The organism is Chroococcidiopsis sp. CCALA 051, assembly GCF_003015105.1.
GTDB classification, from domain to species: Bacteria; Cyanobacteriota; Cyanobacteriia; order Cyanobacteriales; family Chroococcidiopsidaceae; genus Chroococcidiopsis; species Chroococcidiopsis thermalis.
On sequence record NZ_PYCI01000182.1, the window covers coordinates 1 to 11,460 of the forward strand.

The following is an 11,460-nucleotide window of genomic DNA, read 5'->3' on the forward strand; positions in this document are numbered from 1 at the left end:
CGGTGCTTCTTCTGGTGGTGGTTGTAGTGCCATCACCCCCTGCGGGATCAGCGTGACGTGCAGTTGCGGCAAAGATTGCAACTCTCCTAGCAGTCCTTCAACTTTGCTGTTGGAGATGTGGGCGATCGCTAAGTCAATCGCGCCATCGCTCCCAGTCGCCTCAAATAGTGCCAAATTTGCTCCGTCAAATGCCTTGGCAATTTCTAGGACTTGTTTGCCACATCCACGCGGAACCTGTATTAGTAACTGACGCACGTTATCCTTATATTTAGATGCGATCGCGCAAATATTAAAACTATTGCGGTTCCTAAGTTGATTCTGATTTAGAATCCGGCAAAGTTATAACCGACTCCGATTAACAGTCCTACATCTGTATCGTCTAGAAAAGCTGCATTTACAGCCGCAGTTGCCGTAAAGCGATCGGATAGAGGCACGTCTACGCCTCCCGTAAGCAGAAAGCCAACATCAGCATCGTCGCTCGCTTCAATCGCAACACCGCCTCCTAGATAGGGAGCTATAGACAAAGTTTCATCTAGTGGATCGACTGACCGGAAGGAAAAATCGTAGGTGAGGGGAAGCAGAATCACCGGATCGTCTTCAATTGCTACTGACGGTCGCGCTGATAGCACGTTTGCTAGCCCAATTTTGCTAATAACTGCAAAGCTAGTTTCACCGATCGCCGAGTCGCCACCTAAACCAATATTACCAGCAACACCGAGATAACTGGAGCCGCCACGGGTAGCTTGACCTGGATCGAGATCGACATCTGGGCTAGGGTCGTTCTCAGTCGGAGCGGGAGTTGGGGTAGTTTCGGGATATTGATATTGAGCGATATCGGTAGACAAAGCCTTTGCCTTGGTTGACGTTGTGCCAGGGGTAGGTACGGATTGGCTACTACCACGAGTCATTGTTTGTGCTTGTGCCGACAACCCGCTGCCGAAGACAGCGATACCTGTGGCTATTGGTGCTAACAATGCTAAACTCAGCGAAAGTTGCCGCGAAAAAATACTATTCACAGTGCCTCCTAAATAAATATTCTCGAATCGCCTCAGTATGCTTTTGTGTATGAGTAGTAAATAGCGTTGCGCGATCGCCGGAACGATTTAGCAATTTTTCCGTAAAAATCTTGACTAAATCGCTCATAAGACACGCAACGCTAGCATTTGTTGAAACAGGAGTTATGAACAACAGTTAACTCGGTTTAACTACCTGTGTTTTGAAGTTAGATCTAAATAGTGGAAAAGTCGGGGAGAGCAAGCGAAATTTTCCAAGAATCGCTCTTAAAGTTTAGATAGACATAGCAACTTCCTGAAAGGTTGAGTATATTTCGTTTACCAGCATTCTTGACTACCTATTAGATGACTTAAACTCAGCAGAATCGTTCGCTCGATTTCGCAAGCTATGCAATACGAGTAACTAAACCGTGGATAGATGTCAAACTCTTTCAATCTGGAAACATAGAAATAAATACATTTTTTTTGAAAATAAAAACGATGAAACGTAAAATGATTGTCGCTGCTGTGGGAGCTTTTGCAGCTATTACAGGTTTTACTAGCTCCGTTCGCGCCCAATCGCCGCAAGAATATACTTTATCTGGCGATTCTCTTGATGTGGAAAATTTAACAGTAGGAGACGATTACACAGAATTTTTTAGGAGAGGAGGCGATCGCAAAGATACGTCACTCAGTCTTGATAATCCTAATTTGAGTCAAGACGATAGTGTTTTCTATGATGGAGATGATGGTGTATGGCAAATTTCCGAACGAGTCGAGTTACAAGTCAACGAACCAATTGCGCCTCCAGTTTTTCCAGCTTTTCCACGACAAAACGGAGCATCAATAGTCAATGATATTGACAGGGCAGAGTTACAATACGAGCTGCTGGAATAAAATACTTGCCCTGCAAAAAATGCAATATTTAGTTCGTTCACGGATCGATTGCCAAATCGACCGGATGAGATTTACGTTCTCTGTGGAGCAACTTGAGCGTGATTCACCGCAGCAACTAACGAGACTCCACCCAAAATATTGCCGAGCAAGGTGGGAATTGCAAAGCGAAAATACGCTGTCCAATCAGTCGTTCCAGTTATCGCTATGTAGAGGACTTCAACCGAACCTGCAATGATATGAGGCAACTTTCCTAACCCGATAACAGCAGTGATGATAATAATCACCCACAATTGGGAAGACTCAGCCGCAGGGAGCAGCCAGACCATTAAAGCAATTAACCAACCTGCAAATGTTCCCTGCAAAAAAAGCTTCCAAAACCCTCCTGCCATAGCTTCTAGACCAATTTGGGCGAACTCTTTTTGCACTTCGGAAGGAAAAACCTCGACATATCCTACAATACAAGCAAACGACAGCGTACCTGACAAATTGCTGAGTAGTACGATCTCCCACAATCACAACACTTTCAGAAATGCTCTGCGGTTGCGACGAGATAGTAAGGGTAAAATTGCCGTCAGGGTGTTTTCAGTAAACAACTGCTGCCGACCCATAACCACAATGACAAAACCGATGGTGTAGCCAAAACTAGCAATAATATGTCGCCAAGGTTGGTCGGGTAAGTTTGCTAGTAGTAAGCCACGACCCACAAGTGAAAATCCCATCGAGAGTCCGGCTGCTAGTCCAGACCAAGCAAGGGCGGACACTGGACGACGTAATTCGCTCTCACCCTCAATCCGAATTGTTTCGTGAATGACAATGGCACTAGGACGGAGGCGTTCGGTAATTTCTCTTTCCTCGCGATCGCTTAATTGTAATTCTTCTTGAGAACGCAATTCTCTTGGTTCGCTGGCTTTATCTCGATGCCTCATATTAAATAAATGTCCTCATAGTTAATAGAATTCAAAATATTTACGATTGGGAATTCTGACGAGATAGCGCCTGAATCTCTTGACGCAAAGCTGTAATTTCGGCGTGTAGTGCTGCTATAGATTTAGCCCCTGCGATTTCCGCCTCGTCATCATCGGCATCGCGACCGATAAAAAATGTGGCGATCGCGGCTGTCAAGTAACCGAATACGGCAAAAGCGTACAATGCCAAAAAAAAGCAAAGCACTCGCCCCTCTGGAGTTTGGGGCCAATATTCCGAACCCATTGTAGTCATTAACATCGCCGTCCACCAGAGTGCCGAGCCGTAGTCGTTTAGACCGCGCCCATCAGGAGTATTGCTTTCAAATGCATACATCCCTGCTGCCCCCACTAGGGTAATTACCAGCGTTGTTGCTACAACATAGCCAAAACCACGACGACCTAAACTGGCGCTAATCGCCCGCATCCCCCGATTTGTGCGGGTAATGACACGTAGTAACCGAATGCCGCGAGCTGCCCGTGCAGTATTTAGCACCCGCAAAACGCGCACGAACCGGAACAGGCGCAGTGCTGGTAGTGGTAGAGCAATAACTGTCAGCCAGTTGCGTCGAAGATAGGCAAGTTTATGTGGAGCTAGAGTAAATTCGAGGATGAAATCTAGAATAAAAATTATCCAAATAACCGTGCCAAGTGCCGTGAGTAAGGGAGTCAAACCCCAAATTAACTCAACGATAAACAGCGCCAACCATGCAAAACCAAGCAGCAGCATAGGTGTTTCTAGCCAGTCTTCTAGCTGTTGCAAAATCTCCTGCCGTTCGCGATTGAGTAACTGTTTCTCTGAAGTTCTCATTTAGCAATGCTGGTTTTTCTTTTAGCGGTCATAGCTTCTGTTCTTTTGTCGCTTTTGTGGCGATCTCTTTGCGATCGCCTGCTGCATTTTAGGGAAAAAAGGTGTAAAACTCGTGGAATCAGTTAACTTGACAATATTGGTCAATCCATTGCACCGGATAGCGATTGCCTGCTTGCGCTAAAAAGTTATCGAGTTGTTGTATTGTCAGCGGTTCTGGCATTGGGTAACGTCCCTCAAGTTTCTTCAAGTCGGTGTAGTGGCGGGTATACGATGCTAGATCTCCAGGATAAGTCTGCTCGTTCACACCAATAAACTGACCGCGTTCGCGGGCGCGGTTGAGAATAGAACGCCATTCATCAAGAGAGGCTTGACCGAGTGCTTTCAAACCATTCGAGAACAGAGTCATGTAAATTTCATCGTAGGGCTTGGCAGTATCCAAATAGTTATTCAGCCGCTCCGCTGACATGCGATCGTTAAATACCGTCCAAAATGGTACTAATCCCAGGCGTAACGCCAACCAAGGCTGAAGGTAAACAAACGATTCTACCAAGAGGCGATCGCTGGGTAAACCGCGTTCCCGATACCACCAGCGATACAAATCAGCCACCAGTGGACTGAGATCTTGGGGAAAATCGAAAACAATCCGACGAACGCGAAAGCCGTGCTGACGGGCAAACTGCTCTACATCGTCGCGTAAAGCCCCTTCAAACCCCCATTCTGACTCTGGCAATCTACCATCTGGGGTAGGCGGTTCCCAATATCGGTGTTGAGATCCGTTCTGTCGCAGAAAGTCGGCGATCTGCTGGCTGTGCTGAAAATAATCATCTGGAGCTAATTTGCCTTTGCCACCAAATTGAAAGACATGGCGATCGCTAACTTGTGTGGACAACCAGCTATATTGACACTCAAGTAAGAATAGCGTCGCCCCTGGCTCTAAATTCTGCTGGAGAAACTGCTGGAATTGCGTGCCGAGACGAGTGCGCTTCACCCGAAAGTAAGTGACGCGGGGAACCTTTAAGCGATCTTGGTTCGGGTCGTGCATTTGGTACACGCACAGATCGGGATTATTTGCTAGCAGTTGTTGTACTCGTTCTTTAGCCCACTCTAGTTCCTGTTTTGGTTCGTCAGGGTCAACGGGGTGTCGCAAAGAAATGAGAAGTGTTTGCGGCAACCAGGGGATACCAAGTGCGGCACACAGATGCACGGCAGCACCATTAGAAGAACCAATGACGGCAGCAGGATAACGCCGTTGAGGATATTGGTTTACTACCCATTGGGACATGGTTTCTGCCCGCACGTCGTTTACAACGTTGGGCGAGGAGGCACTGATCCAGCCTGACCGAGTAGACAGATTTTTCCCAAGTTCTTTAGGGAGATAGCTAACGGCATTTGTAATCGAACCCACTAGAGATGGTGCAAACCCCCCAGAGCGCAGCTCTTTGCCGTGAAGGTATTTGGCAGTCGCCCGCAGCACTGTTGTTGCTGAGTCAAGATCCGTAATATATTTGGGCTTGACTCCCAATGATGCCAGTTGATTAGTTATTGTTAAATAGGGAGAGGGAAATTGCATACGCCTTCCTTGTAACTTACTGGCTGTTTTGTGATAACCCAATACGCTCGTTGCGCTAAAAACACTTGACTTCTCAATCGCGCAAAATTTACCTAGAAATTGCTCGTTATTAGTAGTATCTAAGTAAATGTTCTCATTAACTATGTATAGAAGAGTAGGCTTAAAATTGAATCGCTCCTTAGATAGATGGATAATTAATTCTTTGAGGAGAAGAACGACAGCAACTCAGTAATTAATCTGAAAAGAATGACTCAGTAAATCGCAATCGATAGTTAAAATTCTGAGTTATATGAAGCAATTTATAGAGAGTCAAGAAAAAGAAGCCCTTTGTTTCTCTTGAAGTTCGTAATTAGGGCGAACGCAAGTTCATAAGTCCAAATTATTTTGACATCATGACATTTTTCAAACAGCTATCGCTGCAAATAAATTACGTTTTCAAGTCGCTATTTTTTCTCCAGTATATACCGCACGCATTTTTCTATTCTTTAAAACGCGATCGCCTCCAGCGCCAATATCTTCCCGATCCATCTGCCAATCCGGTTATCCAACCTGGAAAATTACTTCAGGCTCAAGCAATAGACCGAGGTGCATATTTCTATTTCAAGCAAGCTGAACTAGAAATTTCTTTTCTCACTGCCGATCTGGTACGAGTGAACTGGTTTCCCGATCTACCACCGCTCCCCTATGCTGTTGTCGATCGCAACTGGGAGACTGTTGAAACAACCCTATCAGAAATAGGTAACGGTTGGGCGATCGCCAGTGATGCATTGAGCGTGACTGTTGGTATAGATGGCAGCCTCAAATTCTGCGATCGCACGGGGCAAATCCTCAGAATAGAATTACCACCCCAGCGACAAGGGGAAAAATGGCTACATCGATCGCAGTTGCGCTCGGAAGAACGCATTTATGGGTTAGGAGAACGAGCATCATCTCTAAATTTACGCGCTACTAAGGACGAGCTACAAAAGCCTAAAACCTACCAGATGTGGAATCGAGATCCTGGTGGTAGGTATGCACCAGGGACAGATCCAATTTATATCTGCATTCCGGTTTATTTAGGATTGCACGATTGGGGCAGTTACCTGATTTTTTATGAAAACTCTTTTCGGGCTGAATTTACATTTGCAGACATGGCGATCGCCAACTTTGCTGGTGGGTCTCTGCGTTACTACATGACGATTGGCGAACCATCACAACTAAGCGATCGCTATACCCAGTTAACAGGACGTGCGCTGCTACCCCCGCGCTGGGCATTAGGCTATCACCAATCGCGTTGGGGATACCGCACAGAAGCAAACGTGCGCCAAGAAGTCAAGGCGTTTCAAACTTACAATTTACCCTTAAGCGCCGTTCATCTCGATATTGATTGTCAAGTCGGACATCGCGCCTTCACGATTGACCCCAAACGCTTTCCCAAGATCGACAGTTTCACCCAAGAACTAGCAGAAACAGGCGTGCGGTTGATTGCAATTAATAACCCTGGTATTAAGTCCAGCCGTAAAAGTAATTTATTTTTAGAAGGACAAGTCCTAAACGGCTTTTGCACGTATCCTACGGGAGAACTAGCGATCGCCTCTGTGTGGGCGGGACCAATGGCATTCCCTGACTTTACTAACCCCAAAGTGCGGGCGTGGTGGAGCCGTCAATATGCCTATTTGCTGGATGTAGGAGTCGCGGGATTTTGGCACGACATGAACGAACCTGCGGCATTTGTTTCCTGGGGCGATCCCTCCTTACCTCAAGTCGCACAACATTGTTTGGAAGGCAGGGGGGGCGATCATCGCGAAGCGCATAATGTCTACGGGTTACTAGAAGCTGAAGCTGCCTACGAAAGCATTCGTCAATATCGACCGCAACAACGCCCCTTCATCGTATCGCGATCGGGTTGGGCGGGATTACAGCGTTATGCGTGGACTTGGACGGGGGATACCATCTCGACCTGGGAAGCATTGCGCCAGACAGTAGCAACAGTCGTCGGATTGGGATTATCAGGTATTCCCTATACTGGTCCCGATATTGGCGGTTTTCAAGGCAACCCCTCAGCCGAACTCTATCTGCGTTGGTTTCAGATGGCAACGTTTTTGATGTTTTGCCGAACCCACAGTTCCACTAGCGTTGCTCCGCGTACACCTTGGACTTATGGCGAACCTTATTTAAGTATCGTCCGTAGCTTCTTACAATTACGTTACCGATTGATGCCTTACTTTTATACCCTAGCGTGGGAAGTAACCCAAAAAGGATATCCACCCGTGCGTCCTTTATTCTGGGGCGATCGCGGCGATCGCGCCCTTTGGGATATAGAAGATGCTTTTTATTTGGGTGACGCGCTGCTTGTCTGTCCAGTTGTCCAAGAAAAAGAGCGATCGCGATCGCTTTACCTACCTCAAGGATATTGGTACAACTTCTGGAACGATACGGCGATCGAAGGAGGAAAGACAATCGAACTAGATTCCCCACTCGAACAAATTCCCTTATTAGTAAAGGCAGGAAGTATTTTACCAATGGAAGAAGATCGGCAACTCATTCTTCACCTTTACTCACCTGTGAAGAGAGCAGAGGAGCAGAGGGGCGGAGGGGCAGAGGAGAATAGTTACCACCAATTACCAATTACCAATTACCAATTACCAATCCAAAATTCCTACACCCTCTACACTGACGCGGGAGATGGTTATGGAGAATCTCGGCGCGATCGCTTCACTCTGACTCAGTATGAAGACAGTTTGGAACTGACATGGGAACAGCAGGGAAACTATGACTTCCCTTATCAAAGCGTACAATTGCACGTACATGGCGTGTCGTTGCAGCAAGCCTGGGTAGACGATCGCGAAACACCCGTACAGGGACAACAACTACAATGCCATTTCTTTCACAGAGTTCGATTTCGCTGCGATTGATGAACTTATTATCGTCGTGAAGTGGCGATCGCTTTTTTCTGTCTGAGGATACTTCTTCCACGAAATCTGCACCTTTTTTCATCAATATATATTTTGGATACCCAAAAGAGGGCAAACGTCTGCCTAAAGTCTCAGCTCGGACATTTTTTAGCCAGTACCAGTCAAAACTCTTCGTTTAATAGATTGTAGGATGGTCTTTATGAGTCAAAAAAATAGCCCAAAAGAATATTCAGCATTAACAATACCTTTCTTAACAGCAGCAATTCTTGTCACTCCCATGCTTTCCGTCAGTGCGATTGAACTGCAAAATAGTACGTCTTCCAGCTCAAACAGTACATTGGCATCTATAATAGGAACTCAAATAGCTCAACAGTCGTATAGTTGTCACCAAGTCATTGCCCAAAGAGGTTTATACGTTCGAGAAAAGCCCACAGTTTATAGTAATGCAGTTGGGATCGTTGCCTACGGGCGTAACGTAGAAGTTGCAGGCGGGATTACAAATAACTGGGTTCCTATTTCTGCACCTTTAAAGGGATATGTTTATGCAGATTGGATCGGTCGCTGTCAAGCTAAAGCCCCACCACCCAGCAGTTGCCGTCGAGTCGTTGCCAATCGAGGAATTCCAGCTCGACAAGAACCTTCTAGTGACAGTAAAGTGGTCGGATATATCTCTAGTGGTCGGAGAGTCATACTCACAGGTAGAGGAGCAAATGGTTGGGTTCCAATTTCCATTCCTTTTAAGGGATATGTACCATCAGCTCAACTGGTTTACTGTCGGAATTTTCCTGGCTAGCTTGTTGGCGATCGCAGAGAATATCATGGCTATTAATCTACACGTAGGTAGGCAGGCTATTTAATTTAGAAGGAGATAACAAGGGCAAGAAAACTCAGCCTTTCACTCTAGGTACAAAAAGTTATCTCCTTACAGCTATTAAAACTAGCTCATGCTCTAACTTTCTTACTAGCGAGTAGTATCTCTCCGCTTCCTACCGCCTGCTAAACCTGCTAGACCAAATAGACCAATTAATCCCAACCATCCCCAGTCAAACCCGCCATCAGTATAAACCACTCTTGGCGCAACTGTGGTTGGAGGAACGGGAGTTACTGGTCTTGGCGCACAGGAATACAAAGTGAAAATTAAAACTACTGCACTCAAGATGAGGACACTAGCACTCACAATTTTAGGTAGTTTGAAACTCATCATAATTTAAGTGTTTTTTTGCTAAAAACCGCTCGAATTCAGAGCTTTGATGCTGAAAGTCTTATCTGGATTTTTGAAGCTCTCAACATCAAGTAAAAATGCTATCAACGATAACCCGTGCGATCGCTTTGGTTGGGATCTCTATATGCAGTAGGTTCGCGATCGCCAATACCATTCATTGAATCGGGATCTCTATATGCAGTAGGTTCGCGATCTTCAATCCGATTTCCTAAGCGAGCGTCTCGTTCTACCACGGGTTCTCGGCGCTTGTTCTTACCCCCTAGACCAGCCAGACCAAATAAACCAATCAATCCCAGCCAGCCCCAATCAAAACCATCATCATCATCTTCATAAATGTCTTCACGCTCGACTTCAGGTGCAATAATCTGGGCGTTAGCAGGTAGATTTAGCGGTAGAATTGTGGCACTTACTGCGATCGCACTGATGCCAATGATTTTAGAAAAACTAGAAAATCGCATCGTTCATCTTCTCCTTATGTATCTACTTTTTTATTAATTTATATACTTACCAATCTAAAATAGATCGTTCTTTAGCTATAAAGATAGTTTTGCAATCTCGTTCTAAAGAAACAGATTTTTATCAATCTTTATTTTGCAAATCTTTATAACAATATTTCAAAGAAAAAGCTCATTTAAAGAAAACTTATCATCTACTTTTCTCCATCGAATAGACATGATGAGTCCCTGTTTCAACTTTCAACTTATTATTTACTTTAAGCTTTTGAAAGTTTAGAGTTTATGTAACAATATTCAGGTAGATTCGCGGGCTTGTGTCAGTGTGAACAGAGTGATTTCAGGCGGGCAGTTGATTCTGATTGGTATGATGCTGAAACCAATCCCTCGGTTCACGTAAAGCTGGTTTCCTGGCTTTCCATATCCATCACTCCAGCCGTCAGCATGAACCCGATCTTCCTTAGTAAAAGTCAACCAAGACCATTCTGGAGTGAATGGTAGGCGAATTTGTCCGCCGTGAGTATGTCCTGCTACAGCCACAGGTGCAGTGCTAGTGGGAAATAGGGCAAAAGATTCGGGATTATGCATCATGACAAACCTGGGCGCTGAGTCCGGTACTTCAGCCAGTGCTGCTGCTGGTTTATCCTCATTAGCCCAATGCGATCCTACACCTACTAAATACATGCGATCGCTTTTAGCTGACGATCGGCTTTGACCTTGGGACGGTACGAGTTCTACAGCCTCATTTTTCAGCACTTGCACGCCTGCTGCTTCCAGAGATTCAGCTAATTTAGCGGCTAAAGTCACATTTGGAGGAGCATCCTTTGCTTTCATACCATAATCGTGATTGCCCAATACGGCGTAGGTAGGGATACCAGAGGCAGGCAGCGGACGGACAAGTTCGATCGCCCGACTAATTTCTTCGTTAGGGTTCTCGCCAGGAGAGTAAATAAAGTCGCCAATAATCAACGCGATCGCGGGACGCTCTTTAACTATTTGCCGAACAATGCGATGAATAGTAGGAGTGTTGTCCAGCCACATTCCCACCTGCCAATCACCAATAACCGCAACTTTTTGCCCTGACCAAGCAGCAGGTAAATTGGGAATTGCTGCAACTTGTGGTTCTACGTCAATTAGGTATGGTTCGAGCAAACCCCAAATCAAAATTGCGCCAATTAACCCCAATAAGCTGAATAGAACGTACTTAATTCTCTTCATAGTTGGCTTGCTAATTCTATAGATGCAAACTACTTCATACCGATCGCTGCATCCTTACGCCGCTCGATAGGTAGCGAAGCTGCCTGCCAAGCATTCCAAGAACCAGGGACGTTGATGACCTGCTCGAAACCATGCTTTTGCAGAAGACTGGCAGCGATCGAAGCCCGATAACCGCTGCCGCAGTAGGTGGCAATTGTTTGCGTTTTATCTAACTCGTCAAGATGTTCCTCTAAATGCGGTATGTAAATGTGTTTCGCACCAGGCACGTTACCGTTGCTGTACTCTTCATCCGAGCGGACATCTAACACCGTAATATCTGGATCGTCTTTGTGCTGGTTCAACTCATGCACAGTCCACTCACCTAAGTGTTTCAGGGGTAAACCTGCGTTTTGCCAACTCGTCATGCCATCGTGGAGATAGCCTGCAATGTTGTCATAGCCCA

General features: G+C 45.7%; 10 protein-coding genes and 2 pseudogenes. 3 read left to right on the plus strand and 9 right to left on the minus strand.

Translation table 11 applies throughout. The features are described from left to right. Together C7Y66_RS27960 and C7Y66_RS27965 are read right to left on the minus strand one after the other, a co-directional pair. A pseudogene (locus C7Y66_RS27960) lies at window positions 1-255 on the minus strand (TIGR00341 family protein); the annotation flags it as partial. 68 nt (window positions 256-323) lie between these two features. Beyond that, entirely contained in the window at window positions 324-1,016 is a 693-nt protein-coding gene (locus C7Y66_RS27965) for a hypothetical protein (RefSeq protein WP_106548076.1), read from the minus strand. Between the two features lie 477 nt (window positions 1,017-1,493). On the opposite strand from C7Y66_RS27965, the gene C7Y66_RS27970 reads away from it, so the two are divergent. Then, window positions 1,494-1,889 (plus strand): hypothetical protein, encoded by a 396-nt coding sequence (locus tag C7Y66_RS27970; protein ID WP_106548077.1) that lies wholly within the window; start codon window positions 1,494-1,496, stop codon window positions 1,887-1,889. 71 nt (window positions 1,890-1,960) lie between these two features. Here C7Y66_RS27970 and C7Y66_RS32700 read toward each other — a convergent pair. The 3 genes and pseudogenes from C7Y66_RS32700 to C7Y66_RS27985 all read right to left on the minus strand — a co-directional run bounded on the left by C7Y66_RS32700 (window position 1,961) and on the right by C7Y66_RS27985 (window position 5,232). Beyond that, window positions 1,961-2,815 (minus strand): annotated as a pseudogene (locus C7Y66_RS32700) (formate/nitrite transporter family protein). A 40-nt stretch (window positions 2,816-2,855) separates the two neighbouring features. Beyond that, window positions 2,856-3,662, minus strand: coding sequence for an ion transporter (locus C7Y66_RS27980; RefSeq protein WP_106548078.1), 807 nt, complete (start codon window positions 3,660-3,662; stop codon window positions 2,856-2,858). 118 nt (window positions 3,663-3,780) lie between these two features. Next, the gene (locus C7Y66_RS27985; protein WP_106548079.1) at window positions 3,781-5,232 is read right to left on the minus strand and encodes a hypothetical protein; all 1,452 of its coding nucleotides are present in this window, start codon (window positions 5,230-5,232) and stop codon (window positions 3,781-3,783) included. A 392-nt stretch (window positions 5,233-5,624) separates the two neighbouring features. Between C7Y66_RS27985 and C7Y66_RS27990 the strand changes: the two genes are divergently transcribed. Both C7Y66_RS27990 and C7Y66_RS27995 read left to right on the plus strand, forming a co-directional pair. Further along, window positions 5,625-8,126: a glycoside hydrolase family 31 protein gene (locus C7Y66_RS27990; protein WP_106548080.1), complete on the plus strand. Its 2,502-nt coding sequence runs from the start codon at window positions 5,625-5,627 to the stop codon at window positions 8,124-8,126. A 199-nt stretch (window positions 8,127-8,325) separates the two neighbouring features. After that, window positions 8,326-8,919, plus strand: a complete 594-nt coding sequence (locus tag C7Y66_RS27995; RefSeq protein WP_015155817.1) for an SH3 domain-containing protein — start codon at window positions 8,326-8,328, stop codon at window positions 8,917-8,919. 168 nt (window positions 8,920-9,087) lie between these two features. On the opposite strand, the gene C7Y66_RS28000 is transcribed toward C7Y66_RS27995, so the two are convergent. The 4 genes from C7Y66_RS28000 to C7Y66_RS28015 form a co-directional block, all read right to left on the minus strand. Continuing rightward, window positions 9,088-9,330 (minus strand): WGxxGxxG family protein, encoded by a 243-nt coding sequence (locus tag C7Y66_RS28000; RefSeq protein WP_015155816.1) that lies wholly within the window; start codon window positions 9,328-9,330, stop codon window positions 9,088-9,090. A gap of 101 nt (window positions 9,331-9,431) precedes the next feature. Next, window positions 9,432-9,806 (minus strand): WGxxGxxG family protein, encoded by a 375-nt coding sequence (locus C7Y66_RS32150; protein ID WP_199197688.1) that lies wholly within the window; start codon window positions 9,804-9,806, stop codon window positions 9,432-9,434. Window positions 9,807-10,097: 291 nt separating this feature from the next. After that, a complete protein-coding gene (locus C7Y66_RS28010; RefSeq protein WP_106548081.1) occupies window positions 10,098-11,018 on the minus strand; it encodes a metallophosphoesterase in 921 nt (306 codons plus the stop codon). 29 nt (window positions 11,019-11,047) lie between these two features. Next, a partial coding sequence (locus C7Y66_RS28015; RefSeq protein ID WP_146149898.1) for a rhodanese-like domain-containing protein occupies window positions 11,048-11,460 on the minus strand: 413 nt, incomplete at its 5' end.

Bases quoted from the DNA above. Each gene is read 5' to 3' on its own strand.
- C7Y66_RS27970 (WP_106548077.1), top strand. From the start codon at position 1,494: ATGAAACGTAAAATGATTGTCGCTGCTGTGGGAGCTTTTGCAGCTATT.
- C7Y66_RS27980 (WP_106548078.1), bottom strand. From the start codon at position 3,662: ATGAGAACTTCAGAGAAACAGTTACTCAATCGCGAACGGCAGGAGATT.
- C7Y66_RS27985 (WP_106548079.1), bottom strand. From the start codon at position 5,232: ATGCAATTTCCCTCTCCCTATTTAACAATAACTAATCAACTGGCATCA.
- C7Y66_RS27990 (WP_106548080.1), top strand. From the start codon at position 5,625: ATGACATTTTTCAAACAGCTATCGCTGCAAATAAATTACGTTTTCAAG.
- C7Y66_RS27995 (WP_015155817.1), top strand. From the start codon at position 8,326: ATGAGTCAAAAAAATAGCCCAAAAGAATATTCAGCATTAACAATACCT.
- C7Y66_RS28000 (WP_015155816.1), bottom strand. From the start codon at position 9,330: ATGATGAGTTTCAAACTACCTAAAATTGTGAGTGCTAGTGTCCTCATC.
- C7Y66_RS32150 (WP_199197688.1), bottom strand. From the start codon at position 9,806: ATGCGATTTTCTAGTTTTTCTAAAATCATTGGCATCAGTGCGATCGCA.
- C7Y66_RS28010 (WP_106548081.1), bottom strand. From the start codon at position 11,018: ATGAAGAGAATTAAGTACGTTCTATTCAGCTTATTGGGGTTAATTGGC.